Raw genomic sequence first — 21,359 nt, forward strand, 5'->3', positions numbered from 1 at the left:
CCGAAGGTGAGCTAGGAGTCTTGGTGGCTGACGACCACCAGCGGTGCGCCGGCGAGTTTTTCGCGCCCGCCCAGGCCCTCGACTTCGAGCACCACGACGTTGCCGATGACGTTCGCGCCGATCTTCTCCAGCAGGTTGCGTGCGGCGACCAGAGTGCCGCCGGTGGCCAGCACGTCGTCGACGAGCACCACGTTCTTTCCCGCGACGTCTGTCTCCGCCGGGACCTCCAAGGCGGCGGTGCCGTACTCCAGTTCATACTCCTCGGTATGGACCGGCGGGGGCAGCTTGCCGCGCTTACGAATCGCGAGGATGCCCAAGCCCATGTTGAACGCCACCGCCGATCCCAGCAGGAAGCCGCGGGCGTCGAGGCCGCCGATGAGGTCGGCGCCCAACTTGCGGCAGGTTTCTGAAAGGTCCTCGACGACGGCGTTGAAGGCGTGGGCGTCGGCGAGCACCGGCGTCAAGTCCTCGAAGAGGACGCCCTCCTCGGGGAAATCCTGCACGTAGCGGATCTTGTCCTCAATCGCCTCGGCTGCGCTACTGTACCTGTTCTGTTTCAGTGGCTGCGACGTCGTCATCGTTACTGGTGTCCTCACTTGATACTTGCCAACGGTCCATGTTCCAGCCGATGCCGGCCAGCCCAGTGTGCACCACCACGTTACCCACCGACTCGTGGATGACGAAGATGCGGGGCTGTGCAGACAACGGCAGCACGGGCAGCTCCTCCCAGAGGGCTTCCTCACTTTCGCGCAGCCGTTCCACGTCGCTCATGGAGACGCTGACCGCGCCGTACTCGCTCATCGGGTCGACGGCGCCGAGGTAGGCGTCAATGGCGCCTTCCTGGGCGATGGTCTCTCCCCACTGCCCCACGGTCGCACTGCCGAGTTGTTCGATCGTCGACCCCTCCTCGGAGGCGTCCACGACCGTGATCCCGGCCGGGGCGCAGGACTCGGCGATCGCCTCGACCATGGCGGCCTTGCGCTCGTCCGGGCCCCGGTAACCGATGCGGATCGTCGTTCCCCACAGCCCGCTGGCGGTGGCGACGTCCACGCCCGCGTATTGGCCGGCGACGTCGCTTAAGTGGTCGGCGACCGGTTCCTGGTGCTCGACCACGTGCACGGTCACCGGCGGCACCTCGACGCCGGACACACGCGAAGACGCGGCCGCGACGGCGCCCTGATCCACGCACGCGGCAAACGCCTGCCGCGCCCACTGCTGCCCCAGCACACCGGTCTCCGACATGGTCAACGATTCGGTCAGCGTGCCCACGACGGTCTCCATGGCGTAGGGGTTCGTCGGGTCGTCCCGGTCGACCCAGCCCACGTCAGCGGTGGGCGCGTCGGCGATTTTCAAGGCCCCGGCGTCGGCGAGCGCGGCGGAATCGGCGTCCGCCGGCCAGACCACCAGCGTCTCCAGTTCCGCGTCGTCGCCCATGTAGTGCTCGTTGCGCTCCAAGACGACCTCCCCGTCCGGTCCGACGTCCCCGACGGTGAAAGGGCCGAAGGAGACCTGGAGGTCGGGGTTGAAGTTCTCCAGGGAAAAGCCTTCCCGCCAGACGCGTGCCACCTCGGCCAGCGCATCGGCGTCCTGGCGGTGCAGCGCAGGGACGAGGTCTTCCATGCTGACGCCGGCTTCGCGGGCGATCGCATGGGCGGGCAGTACGGTGCCCGGGCCGAAGACCTGTCGCCACCGGCCGCCGTCCCCCTGGTCGTAGACGGTGGTGAATTGACGGTCCCCCAAGTCGCAGTCCATGCGGTCGATCTGGTTCATCAGCGGCATATGGGAGTCAAACAAAGCGTCCATCTGCCCGGCGGTCTGGGCCAACAGGAAGTCGACGCAGGTGACTGGAGTGCCGTCGGAGAAGGTCGCGTCCTCGTTGAGGGTGTAGACGACCTGCCGTTGCGGGCCGGGCAAGGACTGGGCGGACAGCAGATCCGTGTTCGGGATCATCTGCCCGGAAGGGCCCGGAACGTACACGGCCGGATAGAGCCGGCCAGCGATGAGGTGCGCGTTGACCGAGGCGCCGATGGCGCTGCCGGCGTTGGTGGTCAGCAACGGTTTATTGACCTGATATCCGAAGTGGTCGGTGCTGACGAAGTCTGCCTCGGCGTCGCCGCCGGTTTCGCCGGGCTCTTCGGCCGGGCTGCAGGCGGCCAACGCCACACCGACGGCCGCGAGCAGCCCCACTGTGGCGCGGGCAGCTTTGCCCTGCCTATTACGTCGGAATGGGTTCACCGCGCGTCCTCCCTCACCTGTGACTACGCCGTGGGCGATCGCCCAGGTCGACCCAGTTTAACGACGGTTGGGCCGCCAGGTCGAACTGGATCCCGGCTGCCCGAGATTCGGGTTCGTCGGCGTCGAGACGGTGCGCTTCGCGGATTCCCCGGAGTCCGCGACCTCGGAGAGGTGCCCGGAGGCGCCGTCCGCGTCGGCGGAAGCCCCCAGAGAGGCCTCCGCATACTCCTGCTCGGACGTCTCGTCGCGCCCCTCCCGGTAGGCTGCGACGGCCGCGTTGTGCTCCTTGACGTCCTTTCGGCGGTTGACGATGCTGACCAACAGCGGAGTCGACAGGAACAGGGAGGCGAAGATGCCTTCAACCACGCCGATGAGCTGAATCAGGGCCAGGTCGCGCAACGTGCCCACGCCCATCAGCCACACGGCCACGACCAGCAACGCGATGATCGGCAGCGCGGAAATCACCGAGGTGGACAGCGAACGCATGACGGTCTGGTTGACCGCCAGGTTGGCCTGTTCCCCGTAGGTGCTGCGCCGCGAATCGAGGACGCCGGTCGTGTTTTCCTTGACCTTGTCGAAGACGATGACCGTGTCATAGATGGAAAACGCCAGCACCGTGAGCAGACCGATGACGACCGCCGGGGTCACCTCGAGTCCGAACAGGGAGTAGATGCCCGCGATCAGGATCGCGTCGAAGGCCAGGCCCAGCATCGCCGCCAGCGCCATCTCCCGCTGCAGGCGCATGCCGACGTACAGGGCCGCCAGCGCCAGGAACACGACCAGCGCCAGCAGCATGCGTTCGGTGATCGTGGAGCCCCACGATTCGGAGACGGTGCTGTCGCCGATCGCGTCCGGGGAAGGTTCGCCCTCTGCGTCGAGGGGCTCATGCTCCTCGTAGATGGCCAGGCGGGCGGAGTCGATCTGCTCCTGCGTCAAGTGTTCGGCCTGGATTTCCAGGGTTTCCGAGTCGCCGGACCCGACGATCTGCGTCAATTCCGGCTCCACCCCGGTGGCGTCGACGAAGGTCTCCTCGACTTCTTCCGCGACCAGGTCGCCCGCCTGCATCGACAGTTTCGTGCCGCCCTCGAAATCAATGCCGAGCTCGAACCCGCGGAACGCGATCGAACCGAGGCTGACGAGCAGGAGGACGACGGCGATGCCGTACCAGAGTTTGGAGCGGCCGATGAAGTCGAAGCCGCCGTCCCGGGAGTACAGGCGCTCGGACCAGGAGGCCCGTTTCGTGGTGGTGGAAGTGGACATGGCTTACTTCTCCTCGGCTTCGCTGGAATCAGTGGATGCGGCGGTGGCGACGAGCGTGCCGTCCCGGTCGGCGCCTTGCTCCGGCAGGCCCGCGGCCTCGCGCTCTGCCCGGCTGCGCTCGGCGGCCTCGAAGGCCTTGCCCATGCCGTTGACGCCGGGCTGGGAGAAGTACCGGGTGCGCGACGCCAGGATCATCAACGGAGCGGTGATCAGGAAGGTGACCAGCAGGTCGAAGACCGTGGTCAGGCCCAGGGTGAAGGCGAATCCCCTGACCTCGCCCACGGCGAGGAAGTAGATGACCACCGCACCGATGAGGGTGACCATGTTGCCCGTGACGATGGTGCGCTTCGCGCGGTCCCAACCGCGGGTGGTGGCGGAGCGGAAGGTCCGTCCGTTTCTGACCTCGTCCTTGATGCGCTCGTAGAGCACCACGAAGGAGTCGGCGGTCGCGCCGATGCCGATGATGATGCCGGCCACGCCCGACAGGTCGAGCGAGTAGCCGATCCACCGGCCCAGCAGCACCAGCGATCCGTACACCAGGACGCCGGAAGCGACCAGCGTGATCAGCGAGACGAAGCCGAACATCCGGAAGTAGAAGAACACGTAGAGCGCGATCAGCGCGAGGCCGACCAGGCCGGCGATCACGGCCACCTGCAGCGCCGCCTGACCCAGCGTCGCCGGCACGGTTTCCGCGGTGCCGCCCGGCTCGCCGCTCTCGCCGGCGAAGGACAGCGGCAGAGCGCCGTAGCGCAGGTTGTTGGCCAGCTCGGTGGCCTCTTCCTGAGTGAACTCGCCGGTGATGGAGGTGGCCATGCCCACCGGGGTGGGCGACTGGATGACCGGGGCGGAGATGATCTGCGAGTCCAGCGTGATGGCGATCTGCTGGTTCAGGTAGTCGGTGGTCAGCTCTGCCCAGGTGCGCGAGCCGTTGATCTCACCGGAGTCATCGAAGGAGAAGCTGATCTCCATCTGGCCGGTCTGGGAGTTGAAGCCGCCGTTGATGGGGCTGTCCGTGTCGATCTCGTTGCCGGTCAGGCGCTGACCTTCCGGGTCGGTGACGCCGGTGAGCAGCGGCGCGGGCTCCAGCAGGTAGACCTGCCCGGTGCCCGGGTCGCAGGTGACCAGCGGCAGCGCCGGGTCATCGGTGCCGGCCAGCTGGTCCGGGCTGCCGTCGCACACGAGCAGCGCACTGGCCGCGGCCTGCACCGTCGGGTCGGTCGACTGGCGGTCTGCGCGCAGTATCTCGATGGTCTCGTCGCGGCGTTCGCCCGCCTCGAGGGAGTTGGCCGGCTCCGGCAGCGGCTCCGCGTCGATGCTCGGGGCCTCCAGTTCCTCGGCGTCCGGGTTTTCCTGCGCCTGAGTCTGGTTGATGGCGTCGAAGATTTGCTCGACGCTCGTCTGCGCCTGCTCCTGGGTGATCACGCCTTGTTCCACCCAGCGGTTGGCCATGTCCTCGAGGACTCCGGGCAGCTCCACGGTGTTCGGGACCGCCGGGGAGGCGACCGGGCGGAACAGCAGCTGGGAAGTCTGGCCGACGGCGCGGGCCTCGGAGGTGTCTTCGCCCGGGACGGTGATCACCAGGGTGTTGCCGTCGACGACGACGTCGGCGCCCGAGACGCCGAGGCCGTTGACGCGGTTTTCCAGAATCACCCGTGCCTGGCTGAGCTGGTCCTGGGTCGGTTCCTCACCCTGCGGGACGAGGGTCACCCGGGTGCCGCCCTGCAAATCGATGCCCAGCTTCGGGGTGTTGGCCCCCGGCGTGAAAAAGAGCAAGGCGTAGGTCAGGGCGAGCAAGAGCACGAAAAGCGCGAGCGCTCGTTTCGGCCAGGCCCGCTGTGTGCTGCCGTTTCCGGCGCGTCGGGTATCAGCTGACAATGCAGTCTCTCCTCATCGACTGGTTCGGCGCGAAACAGGGCCGCAGGGGCCGTGTATTCTTACTCGCCTGGAAAACAACGCCCGCCCGCACAAACGACGGGCCGGGCTGCGACCGCCCACCTACCAAGGGTGAATTGACACAATGGACGATGTTACGACATCGCTGCCACAGGTGCGGACGCAGCCCGGCTCTCGGTACGGACCGGCGGTGCAGGGTGTGAGGTTAGCGGAGGTTCTCCGGGTGCGGGTTATCGCCGTCATCGGGGCGGTTGTCCTCGGTGAACTGGGAGTCGGTCCACTGCCCGTCGGCCTCGCCGACGGCGGGGTCCTGCGGGTCGGCGATCGGGGCCGGGGGTTCGGCGTGGCGCAGGATGGCCTGCTTCTCCACGGTGACGACGGTGCCGGGGGCGACCTCCAGGTCGATCTCCGTCTCCCGAACCTGGTGGACGGTGCCGTGCAGGCCGGCGCCGGTGACGACCCGGTTGCCCGGCTGCAGCCCGGCCTGCATGGCCGCCATGTCCTTCTGTCGTTGATTCTGCTTGCGCATCATGAAGAAGGACGGGAGCAGAAACACTGCCAGAAGGACGAGAAGAATAAGGAATTCCATGGGCCCCAAGTGTGCCAGAGACACCCCGGTTCATGTCGAACCGGGGTGAGTGGCATGTCGCGCGCCCGCAGGCGGCGAGCGTCAAAGCATTCCCGGGGCGTTGTCCGGCGGTGTCAAGCCGAGGTGGCGCCACGCGGCAGCGGTGGCGACGCGCCCGCGGCCGGTACGCGCCATCAGGCCGGCCCGCACCAGATAGGGCTCGCAGACCTCCTCGACGGTGCCGGGCTCCTCACCCACCGCAATGGCCAGGGTGTTCACTCCCACGGGACCGCCGCCGTGGCCGCGGATCAAGGAACCCAACACCGCCCGATCCAGCCGGTCAAGGCCGAGCTCGTCGACGTCGAAGACCGCCAACGCCCCCTGCGCGCTGGCAAGCGTGATGTGGCCGTCGCCGTTGACCTCGGCGAAGTCGCGCACGCGCCGCAGCAGCCGGTTCGCGATGCGCGGAGTCCCCCGAGAGCGGGATGCGACCTCGACGGCGGCGTCGTCGTCGATCTCGACGCCGAGGATCCGGGAGGCGCGGCGCACCACCCGGGTCAGGTCGTCGACGTCGTAGAACTCCATCTGGGCGGTGAAGCCGAACCGGTCCCGCAGCGGGCCGGTGAGCATGCCCGCGCGGGTGGTGGCCCCGACCAGGGTAAAGGGCGGGATCTCCAGCGGAATCGACGTCGCCCCCGGCCCCTTGCCCACGATGACGTCGATGCGGAAGTCCTCCATCGCCATGTACAGCATCTCTTCTGCCGGGCGGGCGATGCGGTGGATCTCGTCGATGAACATGACGTCGCCTTCGACGATGTTGGACAGCATCGCCGCCAGATCTCCCGCCCGTTCCAGCGCCGGCCCGGAGGTCATGCGCAGGCTCGTGCCGAGCTCCTCGGCGATGATCATGGCCATCGTCGTCTTGCCCAGGCCGGGTGGCCCGGACATCAGGATGTGGTCGGGCGTGACGCCGCGGCGCTTCGCGCCGGTGAGGACGAGGGACAGCTGTTCCCGGACCTTGGGCTGGCCGATGAACTCGTCCAGGGATTTCGGGCGCAGTGACTTCTCCACGTCCTGCTCCCCCGCCTGCGCGACGGGGTTGACCGGTGCGTCGTCCGGACGGCTGGAGGCCTGCCGCTGCAGGTCAGGCGGCAGTTCAAATTCGGTGCGTTCCACATCTGACACGGTGGTTTACTTCCTTCCCAGCTGGCTCAGCGCGGAGCGCAGCGCGGCGGCGGTGTCCAGGTCCGGGTTCTCGGCGAGGATCCCGTCGACGACCGGGCCGGCGACGCGGTCGGTGAAGCCGAGCCCCACCAGGGCCTCGACGACCTGCTCCGCCACATCGGCTGCGTGGGCCGGCACGATCGGAAGCTCCGGGGCCTCGTCTGGAGCGGGCAAGTATTCGTCCACTTTTCCGCCGAGTTCGACGACCATGCGATCGGCCATCCGCTTGCCCACCCCGGGGATGGTTTGCAGGGTCTTGGGGTCCTTCTCCGCCACGGCCTTGGAGATCTCCGCGGGTTGGAGCGTGGTGAGGCAGGCGATCGCCAGCTTCGGCCCCAGCCCGGAGAGGGTCTGCAACAGGTGGAACATGCGACGCTCCTCGTCCGAGCCGAAGCCGTAGAGGTTGGGCACGTTGTCTTTGACGGCGACCATGCTGGTCAGCACCAGCGTTTCCTCGCCGCGGCGCAGGCGCCCCAGCGTGGGCGGGGTGGCCAGCACCTGGTAGCCGACCCCGGCGCACTCGATGACTGCGTGGTCGAGCCCGATGCTCAGAACCTCTCCCCGAAGTGATGCGATCACGGCGGCGACTCCTTAGACGTTGCGGTGGGTTTTGGCGATCTCCGCCAGTTCTCGTTGTTTGGCTGCGGCGCGCTCCTGCGCCTGTCGCGTCCGCGCGATGGTCGGGGCGCGCCAGCAGTGGCAGATCGCCAGGGCCAGGGCGTCGGCCGCGTCGGCGGGTTTGGGCGGCTCGGACAGCCCCAGAATGCGCGTGACCATCACGGTCATCTGCTTCTTGTCCGCCCGGCCGTTGCCGGAGATGGCCTTCTTCACTTCCGACGGCGTGTAGTGGTGCACGGGGATGCCCCGTTCCGCGGCGGCGAGGATGAGCACGCCGACGGCATGCGCCGTGAAAATCACGGTGGAGACGTTGCCGCGCTCGAAGAGTCGCTCGATGGCCACGACGTCCGGCCGGTAGTCGTCCATCCACTCCCCGACCGCCTTGGAGATCCGCAGCAGGCGTTCGCTGAGATCCACGTCGCTCGGGGTGCGCACCACCCCGACCGACACCGGGAGCACGCCACGGCCGCGGCCGGCTTGGACGACGGACAGGCCGCACCGGGTCAAACCCGGGTCGATGCCCATCACACGCATGCCTTCCAGGTTCACGCGGCCTCCTTACTTTCACGCTCCATGTGCAGTGTCCACAGTGTAGCCGGTGGGCACACACTTTCGGACAAAGGACAGTGACCTGCACACACGTACGGCCCCGGTGACTCACGCAGGTGAGTCGCCGAGGCCGGGCGGGCGCGTCGACGACGCGGTCGGGGCTAGGCTTCGGCCAGCGCCTCGGCGACCTCGTCGGAGATGTCCAGGTTGGTGTAGACGTTCTGGACGTCGTCGGCGTCCTCGAGCGCGTCGATGAGCTTCGTGACCTTCTGCGCGTCCTCGAGCTCCAGCGGGACGTTGACGTCCGCGCGGAAATCCTGGTCCCACTCCTCCACCTCGATGTCGGCCGCCTCGAGGGCGTCGCGGACAGTGGCGGTGTCCGTGGGTTCGCAGATGACCTCGAAGTGCTCGCCGAGGTCATTGACCTCTTCGGCGCCTGCCTCGAGCACCGCCATGAGCACGTCGTCCTCGGTCAGATCGCCCTTCTTGACCAGGACGTAGCCCACGCGGTTGAACATGTAGGCCACCGAGCCGGACTCGCCGAGGTTGCCGTTGTTGCGGGTCATCGCGGTGCGTACCTCGGTGGCGGCGCGGTTGCGGTTGTCGGTGAGGCACTCGACCAGGATGGCCACGCCGGAGGGGCCGTAGCCTTCGTACATGATGGTCTCCCAGTCGGAGCCGCCCTCTTCTTCACCGGCGCCGCGCTTGCGGGCGCGCTCGATGTTGTCGTTGGGGACGGAGGCCTTCTTGGCCTTCTTGATCATGTCGTCCAAGGTTGGGTTACCGGCGGGGTCGCCGCCGCCCATCCGGGCCGCGACCTCGATGTTCTTGATCGCCTTGGCCCATTCCTTGCTGCGCTTGGCGTCGTTCGCAGCCTTCTTGTGCTTCGTGGTCGCCCACTTTGAGTGGCCTGCCATGTCGCCCCTTTCTCGCTTTCGCGGTCATTTGCCGCCGACTCGACTCCAGGGCTGGAGGAGTAGCGCGTCACCTGGTGTGTGAGCTTTAACCAGTATACGCACCCTCGCAACCCGTTTTATTTGTCGGGATCCAGTGTCCTGGTCAGGCCTTCCTGGATGACGACGGCGACGAGGTCCCCGTCGCGGTTGAAGATGCGGCCGTGGGTCAATCCCCTGCCCCCGGCGGCGGACGGGGAAATCTGGTCGTAGAGCAGCCACTCGTCGGCGCGGAAGGGGCGCAGGAACCACATCGCGTGATCCAGGCTGGCCATCTGCACCTTGTGCTCCGGGTGCGGGACCAGGGAGGAATACAGCAGCGTCATGTCCGACATGTACGCCAGGGTGCAGACGTGGAAGGTGTCGTCGTCGGGAAGGGCCTTGGTGGAGCGGAACCAGACCATCTGTTGGCTGGCGGTGTAGGGGTTTTTCTCGTAGTAGGCCGGGTCGATGACGCGGACGTCCCAATCGACCCAGTCGTCGAGCAACGCCCGGGTGCCCGGCCGCGGTAAGGCGCGTTCGTCGACGACCTCCTCCGGCGCCGGCACGTCACGCATGCGGTCGGCGTGTTCGGGGCCCACGTCGTCGGGGATGTGGAAGCTGGCCTGCATGCTGAAGATGGTCTCGCCGTTTTGCACGGCACGGACCTGACGGGTGGCGAAGCTGCGTCCGTCGCGGAGCCGGTCGACGAGAAAGACCGTCGGCTCGGCGGACTTGCCTCCCCGGATGAAGTAGCCGTGCAGCGAGTGGACCTGTTTGTCGGCGGAGACGGTCTTCGTCGCGGCGACGAGCGCCTGCGCCGCGACCTGGCCGCCGAAGGTCCGCTTGTGTTTGGATGGCACGGCCCGCCCCCGGAAGATGTCGGCGTCGACGGCCTCCAAGTCCAGAACTTCCCGAATATCGCTCACGCGCTCAACTCCCTCAGACGAGATACGTATTTCACTGCGTTCCCAGCGTACCGATCCTTCCCGCGGCCAGGTCCCCTCGGTGTCTACACTTGCGGCCATGCCCCGTCTCTCCTCCGCCTGCGCCGTCTGGGCCGGCTGGGCCGTCGCCCGGGTCGCCCTGCTCGCCCTCATCGTCTACGAGCCGGGGCCGATGACGGACGTGAACTACTACTTCGGTGGCGCCGGGCAGGAGGACGGCCTGCGGGAATACCCGCACGCCGCGACGTGGGTGATTTACCTCCTCCACTGGCTCACCGCGCCTGACCTGCCGGCGTTCCAGGTCGCGTTTTTGGCGATGAACCTGCTTATCGACGCCCTCTTCCTCGCCCTCCTGCTCCACGGCCGGCTCCCGGCGCGGCAGGCGGCGCAGGCCGGGTGGTTCTGGGTGTTTTTCGGCACCGCCTGCGGGCAGGTGCTTCTCATGCGTCTGGATCTCATCCCGGCGGTGCTGGTCGGCGCGTTTGCGGCCCTGCTATTTCTCAACGGGGTGCTCGCCTCGGTGTTGCTGGCGGCGGCGACGGCGGTGAAATTGTGGCCGGGAGTCCTCGGCGCAGGGCTGGTCGGCGGGCTCCGGGAGCGAGGGACCTGGGTGCGCGTGACGGCTTTCTTCGCGGCGCTGGCCGGGTTGGTTTTGATCACTCTCGCCGTGGGAGGGCTCGATAGACTCCTCTCCCCGCTCACCTACCAAGGGGAACGCGGGCTGCAGGTGGAGTCGGTCGCGGCGACGGTGGCCGTGGCCGCCGCCCAGTTCCGCCCGGAGCTGTACGACGTCCACTTCGCCGACTCCAAGAGCTGGGAGATCGCCGGCCCGGGGGTCGACGCACTGATCGGTGTGGCTGACGCTGCGATGGTGTCGGTCGTGGCGGGCGCGTTGGGGTGGGCGTTGTTCGCGCTGTGGCGGGGCCGCTTCACTCCTTCGGTCGCCGTGGCGTTCGGCGTGACGATAGTCGCGGGGCTGCTCGTCGCGAACAAGGTGTTCTCCCCGCAGTACGTCATCTGGCTGGGGCCGATTCTCGCGGTGGCGTTGCGCACCTCCGCTTTCTCCCATCCCCGGTGGTTGGGCGTGCTCGCCGTCGCGGCCGCGGCGCTGAGCACGGTGATCTACCCCTTCTTCTACGGTGACGTGCTCTCGCCCGCCAGCGGCGTGGTCGGGGTCGTCGCACTCCTTGCCCGCAACGTCTTGGTGGTGGCGATCCTCATCGGTTCACTGCGGTGGCTGCGGGCGGAAATGCGCGCCGCCGCCCGTTCTCGCAGCCGGGTCATAGTGCGCTGAACTCGAAGAATTCCGGCAGGTCGGCCGTTCCTCCCAGCCGTAGGGCTCGCACCGGTTGCTGCAGGCGCAGGGCACGGGTGTCGGCGACGGCTTCGTTGTAGAACCGGTGGGCCAGCTGCACGCGGACGTCGGCGTCGATGAGCTGGGCCGGCACCTGCGGTTCCAGCTCAGAGATCGCCGCGCTGATGGCCCGTTCCACGCTGGCCCGCCGGTCGAAGTTGCCGTATTCCAGCGGGATGGATTCGGCCTCCGTCGCCGTGGCGGAGGCCTCCGGGATCAGCGCCCCCACCACGGCGGCGCGTCTGTCGAGCGACGCCTGCAGCGACAGTCGCGCCGAATCCGTGCGGATGTGCAGCCGGTTGAGCCGTTGCGCGGTGAAGTAGGCCCACAACACGACGACGGTGAGCAGCACCGCCGCCAGCACGACGATCCAGGTCACCGGTCACCCCTGCCCGGGGTCACCACGGTGCCGTCCACGACGGTCTCGTAGACGGTGACCACGTCCTTGGCCACGCGCTCCCAGTCGTACCGGAGGGCCCGCTTGTCCCCGGCGGCGATGTAGCGGTTCCGGAGCGCGGCGTCGTCGATGAGGCCGGTGAGTTTGTCGGCGAGGTCGGCGTCGGAGCCGTTGCGGAAGAGCACTCCCGCCGGGGTCTCGGAGGCGGCGTCGCAGACGGTGGCGAACGCTTCGATGTCGGAGGCCACCACGGCGCATCCGGCGGCCATCGCCTCGACGAGGACGATGCCGAAGCTCTCCCCGCCGGTGTTCGGCGCCACGTAGATGTCTGCGCGCCCCAGGACCGCCACTTTCTCCTCGTCGCTGACCCGGCCGATGAAGTTGACCCCCTCGGCCTGGCGTTCCCGTCCGCCGCCCATGACGGTGACCGTGAACGCGCGGTGGCCCCGGTCGATGCGGGCGAGAGCCCGCAGCAGGATGTCCAGGCCTTTGCGGGGCTCGTCGAGGCGCCCCAGAAACACGATCTCCACGGGTTTGCCCGTTTTGTGCTCCGCAGCGACGATCGCGTCGCGGTACACGGCGGTGTCCACCCCGTTGGGGATCAGGACCGGGTCGCCGCCGAGCTGCTCCACCTGCCACCGCCTGGCCATCTCGGAGACGGCGATGCCGCCGCGGATCTTCTCCAGCGCCGGGGCGAGCACCCGACGGAAAGCCCGCAGCACCCGAGAACCGGCGGCTGAGGCGTGATAGGTCGCGACGATCGGCCCGGACGCCAGGAACAGGGCGTGCATGGAATAACTCGGCGAGTTCGGCTCGTGGATGTGGAGCACGTCGAACTGCCCCTCCTGAAGGAAGCGGCGCACCCGGCGGCGCACGCCCGGCCCGAAAGCCAGGCGGGCCACCGATCCGTTATAGGGGATGGCCATGGAACCGCCGCCCCTGACCACGAAGTCGGGCAACTCCGTGTCCTCCGAGGCGGGGCCGATGACCCGCACCTCATGTCCCTGACCGATCAACACCTTGGCCAGGTCAAGGATGTGGGCCTGAACTCCGCCGGGCTCGTCGAAAGAATACGGGCAGACGATTCCCACTCGCACAGCGCCGACCTAGCCTTTCCGTTCGCGTTCCGCCCGCTGACGGCGTGCCCGGCGGGCCGCCTTGGCCTCGTCGACGTCGACGGTCCACTGCGGCTGCAGCATGTGCCAGTCCTCCGGGTGGGCGGCGATGTTGGCCGCGAAGAGATCCGCGATGCGCTGCACGGTGGCCGGCAGGTCGGTGACCTCCACTTCATCGGAGGCGCTCAGCCCCCACCCTGGGCCGTCGTCGTCCTCGTAGAACCAGGAGTGCACGACGTGCAGGGCGGCGCCGGTTTCGAGGGCCAGCTGGGCGCTGCCCGCCGGCATCGTGGTCTTCTCCCCGAAGAAATCGACTTCCACGCCGGTTTGTTTGAGGTCGCGCTCGCCCAGCAGGCACACGATTCCGCCTTGCTCCAGCACTTCGCGGAGCCTGTCGAAGGGCGGCCGCTGTCCGCCCGTGAGAGGGAGAACCTCGAAGCCGAGGGACTCGCGGAACTCGACGAAGGCGTTGAACAAGACTTCAGGCTTGACTCTTTCCGCGACGGTGGCGAATTGTCCGTAGTTTTTGACCAGCCACGTGCCGGCCATGTCCCAGTTACCGGAGTGCGGCAGGGTCAGGATCACGCCCCTGCCCGACTGCACCGACGCATCGAAGGCCTCGCGGCCGACCACCCCCTCAGTCAGCCGGGCGTGCAGCTTCTCGTCGTCGGTCAGCGTCGGCAGCCGGAAGGCCTCCAGCCAGTAGCGGGCGTAGGAGCGCATGGCGTCGCGCACCAGTTCCCGGGTGACGTTTTCCGGCCCCACGACGCGGCTGAGATTACGCCGCAGCATCTCCAGTCCCTTGCCGTCGTCGCTGACCCGGTCAGCGCCGAACCGAAACAGCCGGGCGGCCACGGGGGCCGGCAGCTTGCGCACGATCGACCATCCCGCCAGGTAGCCGGCCGCCGCAAAGTCGCGGTCACGCAGCAGGCGGGTGACATCCTCCATCAACGTCTACTTCTCCTTCGTGTCGACGGACCAGGAATGATCGTGTGCTGCCGCGTCCTTCGTCCCCGCCGGGGCCGCCGCCTCGTCCATCGCCTTCGGGTCGTTCCAGGCCATCGCGATGCGCTGGACGACGGTGAAGACGCTGCCCGCGGCCAGCACCCAGATGGCCACGTCGACGGCGTAGGGAACGCCAAAGCCGTGGAGGCCGATGCCGACGAGGCCGATGATGAGGCGCTCGGGGCGTTCGATCAGCCCGCCGACCATGGCAAAGCCGGAGGCCTCTCCCCTGGCCTTGACGTAGCTGATCACCTGCGAACCGATGAGCACCACCAGCGACGCCGCCACCAGGGAAGGATGGGCGTCATAGGAGTAGATCAGCCACCAGGTGATGGCGGCGAAGGTCGCCCCGTCGGTGATGCGGTCGCAGGTCGCGTCCAGCGTCGCCCCGAACCGGGTACCGCCGCCGCGCAGCCGCGCCATGGTGCCGTCGACCATGTCGAAGGCCGCGAACAGCCCGGTGAGCACCGCGGCCCACACCAGGTGCCCCGCCGGAATGAGCGTCACGACGATGGCGGTGGTGATCACCGCGCCGATGATCGTGACCGCGTTCGGGGAGACGCCCAACCGGTTCAGCGTTTTGGCCACCGGCTCAATGACGACCGCCGCCGGCTTTCGCCCGTGGACGCTAAGCATCAGCGGCCTCAATCTCGGCCCATCCGCGGGCGAGCAGGGCGCGGGTGTCCCGCAACAACTGCGGCAACACTTTGGTTTTGCCGATCACGGTGACGAAGTTCGCGTCACCGGACCACCTCGGCACCACATGCAGGTGCAGGTGGTCGCCGACCGAACCGCCGGAGGCGGAGCCCAGGTTGAAGCCCACGTTGAAGGCTTCCGGGTTGGACACCCGCTTGAGCACGCGGATGGCGCGTTTGGTGAACGCCATCACCTCCAGGTCCTCCTCGGCCGTCAGGTCCTCCAGCTCGGAGACTTTCCGGTACGGGATGACCATCAGATGGCCCGCGTTGTACGGGTAGAGGTTCAGGATCACGTAGACGTGCTCGCCGCGGGCGATGATCAGCGACTCTTCGTCGGAGCGTTGAGGCGCGTCGAGGAAAGGGTCGCCGGGGTCTTCGACGTCGTTGCCGTTCATCCGCGGGGATTCCGCCAGGTACGCCGAGCGGTACGGCGCCCACAGGCGCTGCAGCTCATCGTCCTTGCCGACTCCGTGGTCGACGACGCGCCGCTCGGGCTGGCCAGCGGATTCGGTGGCGTTATCGGCGTGCGGCAATGGCTTCCTCGCTCGGTTGCTCGTTGATGCGCTCGCCCACCCAATCTGCGATCAGGTCGACGGCTTCGGCCACTGGCACGCCGTTGATCTGGGTGCCGTCGAGGAACCGGAAACTCACGGCGTCCGCCTCCACGTCGCGGCCGCCGGCGAGCAGCATGAACGGGATTTTGCCGGTGGTGTGGTTGCGGATCTTCTTCTGCATGCGGTCGTCGGAGACGTCGACGTCGGCGCGGACGCCGCGCTTGCGCAGCTCCGCGACCACCCCCTCCAGGTGTGGGGCGAAGTCCTCGGCCACCGGGATGCCCATGACCTGCTGCGGCGCCAGCCACGCCGGGAAAGCGCCGGCGTAGTGCTCCAGCAGCACGGCGAAGAAGCGCTCGATGGAGCCGAAGAGCGCGCGGTGGATCATGATGGGCTGCTTCTTGGAGCCGTCCGGCGCGGTGTACTCCAGGTCGAAGCGCTCCGGCAGGTTGAAGTCCAGCTGGACGGTGGACATCTGCCAGGTGCGGCCGATGGCGTCCTTGGCCTGGACGGAGATCTTCGGCCCGTAGAAGGCGGCGCCCTCCGGGTCCGGCACCAGGTCGAGGCCGGAGTTGGTGGCCACGCGCTCCAGGATCTCGGTGGAGGTCTCCCAAATTTCTTCCGAACCGACGGACTTCTTCGGGTCGCGGGTCGACAACTCCAGGTAAAAGTCGTCCAGGCCGTAGTCCTTGAGCAGCGAGATGATGAACTCCAGCACCGTGGTCAGCTCTTCCTCCAGCTGATCCTCGGTGCAGTAGATGTGGGCGTCGTCCTGGGTGAAGCCGCGGGCCCGGGTCAGGCCGTGCACGACGCCGGATTTTTCGTAGCGGTACACGGTGCCGAACTCGAACAAGCGCAGCGGCAGCTCACGGTAGGAGCGCCCGCGGGAATCGAAGATCAGGTTGTGCATCGGGCAGTTCATGGGCTTGAGGTAGTAGTCTTGGCCCGGCTTGGTCTCGTTGCCGTCGTCGTCGTATTCGGCGTCGAGCTGCAGTGGCGGGAACATGCCCTCCTTGTAGAAGCCGAGGTGCCCGGACTTCTCAAAAAGGTCCGCCTTCGTGGCGTGCGGGGTGTTGACGAAGGAGTAGCCGGCCTCGAGGTGGCGGCGGCGGGAGTGCTCCTCCATCTCCAGGCGCACGATCGCGCCGTTGGGGTGGAACACCGGCAGGCCGGAGCCGATCTCGTCGGGGAAGGAGAACAGGTCCAGCTCGGTGCCCAGGCGGCGGTGATCGCGCTTTTCCGCCTCCGCGAGCATCGTCTGGTACTCCTCCAGTTTCTCCTTGTCTTCCCAGGCGGTGCCGTAGATGCGCTGCAGGCCGGCGTTGTCCTGGTCGCCGCGCCAGTAGGCCGCGGAGGAACGGGTCAGGGTGAACGCCGGGATGTAGCGGGTCGTCGGGATGTGCGGGCCGCGGCACAGGTCAGACCACTCGATCTCGTTGGTGCGCGGGTTGATGTTGTCGTAGGCGGTCAGGTCACCGGCGCCGACTTCGGTGGCCTCGTCCGAATCAGGGTCGACGTTGCCCTTGTCCCGGACCAGCTCGAGCTTGAACGGCTCATCGGCGAGTTCCTCGGCGGCGGCTTCGGTGGAGGCGTAGACGCGGCGCTCGAAACGCTGACCGGACTTGATGATCTTCTTCATCCGCTTCTCGATGGCCTTGAGATCCTCCGGAGTGAAGGGCTCGGCGACCTGGAAGTCGTAGTAGAAGCCGTTGTCGATGGCCGGGCCGATGCCCAGCTTGGTGCCGGGAAACTCCAGCTGCACGGCCTGGGCCAGAACATGGGCGCAGGAGTGCCGGATGACGGAACGGCCGTCTTCGGTATACGCCGGGACCGGGGTGAATTCGGCCTCGGCGTCCGGGACGTGGGAAAGATCCTTCAGCTCCCCCTCGGCGTCCTTGACGCAGACGATGGCCTCGGGTCCCTTGTTCGGCAGCTCCAGCTCACGCATCGCCGCGCCGACGGCAGTGCCGGCGGGGACGGTGAACGGTGCGGGTACCTCAGCCTGGCGGGGATCGACGTTAGTCATATTCGATTGCGCTCCTTCTCGCGCTCATGTGGGCCACGGCATACCTGGCCGTCACCCACTTCATAAGAAAGTTCTCATCCACGTCCGTTCGGGCGGGACGGGTCCCGCCCTTCGGCGCTTCGGGGATATCTTAGCGCGATCACCCCGTCAGCGGGGCGGTCAGGACCCGCCGACGAGCGTCACGTTCTTTCGAGCAGACTTTGTCCCCAATAATCCTCCCCGGTGGCCGCACCCGTCCCGGGCGGCAACAAGTACACCGCGGAGCCGATGTGGGTGATCCACTCGTTGAGGCGGTCCTGCTCGTCCAGCCGGGCCTGCACCGGGGTGAATTGCCGGTCGGGGTTCTTCTGGAAACAGATGAACACCTGCCCCGAATTAGAGATCCCGTCGACCGGCGGCAGGTCGTAGTTGTACGAACGCCGCAGCATCGTCTGCTCCGGGTGGTCCGCCGGCGGCCGGGCGCGTGCCATATGGCTGGCGGCGTCGATGACGGGCAGCCCGTATTCGTCGGTCGCGGAGTAGTCCGGCTCCGTGAATTCATCGCCGCCGGACAACGGGCCGCCCTCATCGAGGGTGCGGCCGATGGATTCTTCCCGGGAGGTGCGGTCGAGCATCTCCCAGGTGTCCATGTTCATCCGGACGCGGCGCACCACCATGGCGGTGCCGCCCTGCGACCAGGCGGGCGCTTCTGCACCGTGCCAGACGTGCTCCAGCTGTTCTTCGTCCGTGGTGAGGTTGGCGGTGCCGTCCTTCTGGCCGAAGAGGTTGCGTGGGGTTTGCCCTTCTTCCCTGGTCCCGGCGGCGTGGAGGAAGCCCTGCTGCATCCACACCGGCGCGGCGTACCTGGGGCTGGTGCGCACCATGTGCCGGGTGGTGTGGGAAACGGTGAGCGGGTCATCCGAGCAGATCTGCAGGACGACGTCGCTTTGCCCCCAGGCGTCTTCGAGCTGATCGCGCTGAAACTCGGGGATCGGCGCCAGCCAGTCGGGGCGTTGCGCCTCGAGGTCGGCGATCTCGAACACGCGGGGACCGAATCCGCAGGTGACGGTCAGGTTCGCCGGCGCCTGCACCAATTCCGGCTCGAGACTGCCGGGCGGGGCCTCCCCCACGGCAAGGGCACGGGCGTCGTGGCTCCAAGAGCGCATGAGACGGATCACCCCGTCCCGGTCGACGTCGTCGTGGAGGTTGAAGCCCACGAGGTTGAGATGCGCCTGGGCGGGCGTGGCGACGCCCGCCTGGTGCGGCCCGTCGAAATCGACGGTGGCCGTCCGCAGGCCCGTGGCCTCCGTCGGCGGCGCAGCCGGGTTATCACCGTCCGGTTCAGAGGCGCACGCCGCCAGGGTGGACGCCGCGGCCGCGGTGGTGACTCCCGCGAAGAAATTACGCCGCGAGAAACGGACCTTCTTGCTCATGGTGATGGACACTCCTTTCTACCGGCCGTCAGCGCGGAGCTGACGGCGTACCCGCTTATCGACGCCCGTCAGTCGTTCTCCTCGGCGCCGTCCTCCGCGGAGCCCATGCCGCCGCTGTGGCCTTGGAGAGTGCCGTCTTCCCCGTAGTCTTCGTCACCGGCGTTCATCGTGCGGACGGGGACTTCACCGAGTTCGATGACGTCGCCGTCGGCGAGCTCGATCGTGACGGGCACGACGTCTCCGGCGAGGATCTCCCCGACGTGGCCCATGATCATGAAGTGGTCGCCGCCGGGCTCAAGGACATGGTCCTGCCCCGCGGGGATGGTCAACGGTTCTTCCTTTTCCTGCATGACGCCGTCCACGACCTCGTGGATCTCGTAGCTGCCGGCTTCCAGCCCGGTGTCGATCCCGACGATTTGGACGTCCTCGTCCAAGGCGTTCGTCAGGGTGCCGAAAATGGCGGTCATCTCGACGTCGGTGCCCTTCGCGCGGACTACTCCGTTGGTCAGAGTCACGGCCTCCCCGTCTGCCGCCGAGGTGGTTTCTGCCGTTGCAGACGCCGCCTCATCGCCTGTCTCAGTCCCTTGATCTGCGCAGGCGGTGAGCAGAAGCGCGCCGGATGCGACGCCTGCCACGGCACTCTTTTTGATGTTTCTGATGTTCACGTCAAACTCCTTTTAACGGTTACGTCGCTGCCTGGCGACAGCCATGGCGACGACGGAAAGAAGGACAAGTACTCCGACTGCCGCGAGAACAATTTGCAGGGTGGTGCTCAGCCCTTCGCCCTCGTCTTCCGTGGTCTCCGACGCTTCGGCCTCGTCATTGCCTTCGGCGGGGGCGCTGGCCGCCTCGCCGTCGTCGGCGACGGAGAACGTCGTCATCCCTCGGGTGGAGTGCCCGTCAGAGGAGGTGATCTGGAAGCCGAGGTTGTAGTCGCCGCTCCCGGCGTCCAGGTCCTGCGGTAGTTCAAGCGAGACGTCTCGCCCGGACACTGTGGGTTCACCGGAGTAGACGGTCTCCCCCGACTCCGCTTCAGTGATGGCGAAGGTGTTGAATCCGTCCCTCGGCTCCCCGGAAAACTCCAGGGTCACCGAGCCCGGAAACTCCTGCAGCACTTCTCCGTCCGCAGGGTCCCCGCCCACCACCACATCATGGGCGCCGACGAGCGGAGCGCCGGCCACTGCGGCGGTGGCGGCAAAAGCGGTCGCAACGAAGGCGACGCGGGAACGGACGCGGGGAAACATGTGCACAGGCTTCACTCCAAGCAATTGTTGACAGTCAGGCCGCCTCTTGAGCGACCTCATGGGGCACCCATCAGAAGGTGGATGCCTTACCCAGTAGTCGGAATGACCGCGCTAATAGTTCCCCACTGCGACGATGATTCCGACGGGGCCGGTGCATCCAGGTTAAAGCCAAATCAATCAAAGGAAACAAAAAGTGGGACGCCGACATCATGTCGTCGTCCCACCCAAAGCGTTTTTCGAGGCAAGGCCGCGACCCTGCCCCTAGCGCATAACTATGCGGCGCGCGCCTCGTCTTCGAGTCGGCTGACCTCCGCCTCGATCTCCGCGTTCTTCTTCCGCTCACGGAAGAGCTTCTTCGCTTCGCGGCGAATCTCCGCGAGCTCGCGGTCGCGCGCCGCCTTCGTCTGATCCTTTTCAGTGATATCCGTCAGGTCGGCGAATCCTTCGCACTCGTAGATCGCGTGCATGCGCAGCTGCCACAGAACCCGGTCAACCACGACCGCATCCTCCTGGGCGATCCACTTCTTCATCTTCTCGACATCAAATGCCATGAAATCCCTTCCTCCCCGTCTCCCCAAAATGGCTTAGACCTCTACCGTATCAAACTTTCGAAAGATATGCAAGGGGTAAAGTCAAATCAAATATACGAATAGTCGCCCTCACCCGGGGGCAAAAATGGCAAAATTCACACAGCCAGCACCAAGGAAGGTTCGCCCCCAGCCATCGGTAAGGGGGAAGCGTGAAAAATTTATATGCCGCGGGTTATGGACCTAGGCGGGGTCGAGCCATGAAACCTCCTCGGCAACCCCTTTCCCCACCCAAAGCAAAGGAGGGGATCGCGTCCCCCCCCCCTTCATCGCCGCAATCCCCGCGGTGGAACAGGCGTCAGTACAGTTACGGGCCGCCCGGATGTGACAAGTTCAGGGCGCCAGAAGGCAGGACTGCCCCGCCATGCGTGAAGCGCCTAGACGGCCGACCCCGCCCCGACCACGTCTTCTGCTAGGCCCACTCGGCTGGATATTGCTGGTGGTGGCCAACCGACCACGCTGCCCAATCCGCGGATGCCCCCTCGTCGACCACAAGGTCACGACCATCTGCGCTACCACCATGCGGATGTTCATTGCTTAGGCCATCGGCACACAATCGCCGGCACGGAGCTCGCTCAAGAACACGGCCGCCACCGGCCCCTCAGCCATCGATTCCGGCTACCAGCACTCGATGGGCATCCAGAAGGGATGGGCAGGAAGCTAAACCCACCAGGTGAAGCCCCGGGGCGACACGCCCGGGTCAGGCACACTTTTTGTCCCTTACCCCCCCCCCTTTTGCCC

The 21,359-nt window shown here is 67.0% G+C and carries 21 protein-coding genes; 1 reads left to right on the plus strand and 20 read right to left on the minus strand.

What is annotated here, in order from left to right; genetic code table 11:
* Nucleotides 1-11: 11 nt before the first annotated feature.
* The 10 genes from B841_RS07470 to B841_RS07515 all read right to left on the minus strand — a co-directional run bounded on the left by B841_RS07470 (nucleotide 12) and on the right by B841_RS07515 (nucleotide 10,208).
* Nucleotides 12-578 (minus strand): adenine phosphoribosyltransferase, encoded by a 567-nt coding sequence (locus B841_RS07470; protein ID WP_041631820.1) that lies wholly within the window; start codon nucleotides 576-578, stop codon nucleotides 12-14.
* Complete coding sequence (locus B841_RS07475; RefSeq protein WP_245561031.1) at nucleotides 538-2,235, minus strand: ABC transporter substrate-binding protein; 1,698 nt, start codon at nucleotides 2,233-2,235, stop codon at nucleotides 538-540. The genes B841_RS07470 and B841_RS07475 overlap by 41 nt, the downstream gene beginning before the upstream one ends.
* A 57-nt stretch (nucleotides 2,236-2,292) precedes the next feature.
* A complete protein-coding gene (gene secF / locus B841_RS07480) occupies nucleotides 2,293-3,495 on the minus strand; it encodes a protein translocase subunit SecF (protein ID WP_020934885.1) in 1,203 nt (400 codons plus the stop codon).
* A 3-nt stretch (nucleotides 3,496-3,498) separates the two neighbouring features.
* Nucleotides 3,499-5,370: a protein translocase subunit SecD gene (gene secD, locus B841_RS07485; RefSeq protein WP_041631821.1), complete on the minus strand. Its 1,872-nt coding sequence runs from the start codon at nucleotides 5,368-5,370 to the stop codon at nucleotides 3,499-3,501.
* Nucleotides 5,371-5,593: 223 nt separating this feature from the next.
* The gene (yajC, locus tag B841_RS13360; RefSeq protein WP_020934887.1) at nucleotides 5,594-5,977 is read right to left on the minus strand and encodes a preprotein translocase subunit YajC; all 384 of its coding nucleotides are present in this window, start codon (nucleotides 5,975-5,977) and stop codon (nucleotides 5,594-5,596) included.
* 81 nt (nucleotides 5,978-6,058) lie between these two features.
* A complete protein-coding gene (gene ruvB, locus B841_RS07495) occupies nucleotides 6,059-7,141 on the minus strand; it encodes a Holliday junction branch migration DNA helicase RuvB (RefSeq protein WP_020934888.1) in 1,083 nt (360 codons plus the stop codon).
* Between the two features lie 6 nt (nucleotides 7,142-7,147).
* On the minus strand, nucleotides 7,148-7,759 hold the full coding sequence (gene ruvA / locus B841_RS07500; protein WP_020934889.1) for a Holliday junction branch migration protein RuvA: 612 nt from the start codon (nucleotides 7,757-7,759) through the stop codon (nucleotides 7,148-7,150).
* 12 nt (nucleotides 7,760-7,771) lie between these two features.
* Nucleotides 7,772-8,347, minus strand: a complete 576-nt coding sequence (gene ruvC / locus B841_RS07505) for a crossover junction endodeoxyribonuclease RuvC (RefSeq protein WP_020934890.1) — start codon at nucleotides 8,345-8,347, stop codon at nucleotides 7,772-7,774.
* A gap of 161 nt (nucleotides 8,348-8,508) precedes the next feature.
* On the minus strand, nucleotides 8,509-9,264 hold the full coding sequence (locus B841_RS07510) for a YebC/PmpR family DNA-binding transcriptional regulator (protein ID WP_020934891.1): 756 nt from the start codon (nucleotides 9,262-9,264) through the stop codon (nucleotides 8,509-8,511).
* Between the two features lie 116 nt (nucleotides 9,265-9,380).
* Nucleotides 9,381-10,208: an acyl-CoA thioesterase gene (locus B841_RS07515; RefSeq protein WP_020934892.1), complete on the minus strand. Its 828-nt coding sequence runs from the start codon at nucleotides 10,206-10,208 to the stop codon at nucleotides 9,381-9,383.
* 97 nt (nucleotides 10,209-10,305) lie between these two features.
* Between B841_RS07515 and B841_RS07520 the strand changes: the two genes are divergently transcribed.
* Nucleotides 10,306-11,520: a glycosyltransferase 87 family protein gene (locus B841_RS07520; protein WP_020934893.1), complete on the plus strand. Its 1,215-nt coding sequence runs from the start codon at nucleotides 10,306-10,308 to the stop codon at nucleotides 11,518-11,520.
* Here B841_RS07520 and B841_RS07525 read toward each other — a convergent pair.
* The 10 genes from B841_RS07525 to B841_RS07570 all read right to left on the minus strand — a co-directional run bounded on the left by B841_RS07525 (nucleotide 11,507) and on the right by B841_RS07570 (nucleotide 20,582).
* On the minus strand, nucleotides 11,507-11,959 hold the full coding sequence (locus B841_RS07525) for a hypothetical protein (protein ID WP_020934894.1): 453 nt from the start codon (nucleotides 11,957-11,959) through the stop codon (nucleotides 11,507-11,509). The two genes, B841_RS07520 and B841_RS07525, sit on opposite strands and share 14 nt — an antisense overlap.
* A complete protein-coding gene (locus tag B841_RS07530; RefSeq protein WP_041631822.1) occupies nucleotides 11,956-13,074 on the minus strand; it encodes a glycosyltransferase family 4 protein in 1,119 nt (372 codons plus the stop codon). The genes B841_RS07525 and B841_RS07530 overlap by 4 nt, the downstream gene beginning before the upstream one ends.
* 9 nt (nucleotides 13,075-13,083) lie before the next feature.
* Complete coding sequence (locus B841_RS07535; RefSeq protein WP_020934896.1) at nucleotides 13,084-14,040, minus strand: phosphatidylinositol mannoside acyltransferase; 957 nt, start codon at nucleotides 14,038-14,040, stop codon at nucleotides 13,084-13,086.
* 6 nt (nucleotides 14,041-14,046) lie between these two features.
* Entirely contained in the window at nucleotides 14,047-14,733 is a 687-nt protein-coding gene (gene pgsA / locus B841_RS07540; protein ID WP_020934897.1) for a phosphatidylinositol phosphate synthase, read from the minus strand.
* Nucleotides 14,726-15,328: an HIT family protein gene (locus B841_RS07545; protein ID WP_020934898.1), complete on the minus strand. Its 603-nt coding sequence runs from the start codon at nucleotides 15,326-15,328 to the stop codon at nucleotides 14,726-14,728. The genes pgsA and B841_RS07545 overlap by 8 nt, the downstream gene beginning before the upstream one ends.
* Nucleotides 15,312-17,375 (minus strand): threonine--tRNA ligase, encoded by a 2,064-nt coding sequence (thrS, locus tag B841_RS07550; RefSeq protein ID WP_020934899.1) that lies wholly within the window; start codon nucleotides 17,373-17,375, stop codon nucleotides 15,312-15,314. The genes B841_RS07545 and thrS overlap by 17 nt, the downstream gene beginning before the upstream one ends.
* Before the next feature lie 179 nt (nucleotides 17,376-17,554).
* On the minus strand, nucleotides 17,555-18,787 hold the full coding sequence (locus B841_RS07555) for a Dyp-type peroxidase (RefSeq protein ID WP_020934900.1): 1,233 nt from the start codon (nucleotides 18,785-18,787) through the stop codon (nucleotides 17,555-17,557).
* Between the two features lie 68 nt (nucleotides 18,788-18,855).
* Nucleotides 18,856-19,452 carry a copper chaperone PCu(A)C gene (locus tag B841_RS07560; protein WP_020934901.1) on the minus strand — a complete coding sequence of 199 codons (597 nt, stop codon included), beginning with the start codon at nucleotides 19,450-19,452 and terminating at the stop codon, nucleotides 18,856-18,858.
* 12 nt (nucleotides 19,453-19,464) lie between these two features.
* A complete protein-coding gene (locus tag B841_RS07565; RefSeq protein WP_020934902.1) occupies nucleotides 19,465-20,031 on the minus strand; it encodes a copper resistance CopC family protein in 567 nt (188 codons plus the stop codon).
* A gap of 272 nt (nucleotides 20,032-20,303) precedes the next feature.
* Nucleotides 20,304-20,582: a hypothetical protein gene (locus tag B841_RS07570; protein WP_020934903.1), complete on the minus strand. Its 279-nt coding sequence runs from the start codon at nucleotides 20,580-20,582 to the stop codon at nucleotides 20,304-20,306.
* Nucleotides 20,583-21,359: the final 777 nt, after the last annotated feature.

This window comes from Corynebacterium maris DSM 45190, from assembly GCF_000442645.1.
Classification (GTDB): Bacteria; Actinomycetota; Actinomycetes; order Mycobacteriales; family Mycobacteriaceae; genus Corynebacterium; species Corynebacterium maris.

Bases quoted from the DNA above. Each gene is read 5' to 3' on its own strand.
- B841_RS07470 (WP_041631820.1), bottom strand. From the start codon at position 578: ATGACGACGTCGCAGCCACTGAAACAGAACAGGTACAGTAGCGCAGCC.
- secF (WP_020934885.1), bottom strand. From the start codon at position 3,495: ATGTCCACTTCCACCACCACGAAACGGGCCTCCTGGTCCGAGCGCCTG.
- yajC (WP_020934887.1), bottom strand. From the start codon at position 5,977: ATGGAATTCCTTATTCTTCTCGTCCTTCTGGCAGTGTTTCTGCTCCCG.
- B841_RS07510 (WP_020934891.1), bottom strand. From the start codon at position 9,264: ATGGCAGGCCACTCAAAGTGGGCGACCACGAAGCACAAGAAGGCTGCG.
- B841_RS07520 (WP_020934893.1), top strand. From the start codon at position 10,306: ATGCCCCGTCTCTCCTCCGCCTGCGCCGTCTGGGCCGGCTGGGCCGTC.
- B841_RS07535 (WP_020934896.1), bottom strand. From the start codon at position 14,040: ATGGAGGATGTCACCCGCCTGCTGCGTGACCGCGACTTTGCGGCGGCC.
- pgsA (WP_020934897.1), bottom strand. From the start codon at position 14,733: ATGCTTAGCGTCCACGGGCGAAAGCCGGCGGCGGTCGTCATTGAGCCG.
- thrS (WP_020934899.1), bottom strand. From the start codon at position 17,375: ATGACTAACGTCGATCCCCGCCAGGCTGAGGTACCCGCACCGTTCACC.
- B841_RS07555 (WP_020934900.1), bottom strand. From the start codon at position 18,787: ATGAGCAAGAAGGTCCGTTTCTCGCGGCGTAATTTCTTCGCGGGAGTC.
- B841_RS07565 (WP_020934902.1), bottom strand. From the start codon at position 20,031: ATGTTTCCCCGCGTCCGTTCCCGCGTCGCCTTCGTTGCGACCGCTTTT.
- B841_RS07570 (WP_020934903.1), bottom strand. From the start codon at position 20,582: ATGGCATTTGATGTCGAGAAGATGAAGAAGTGGATCGCCCAGGAGGAT.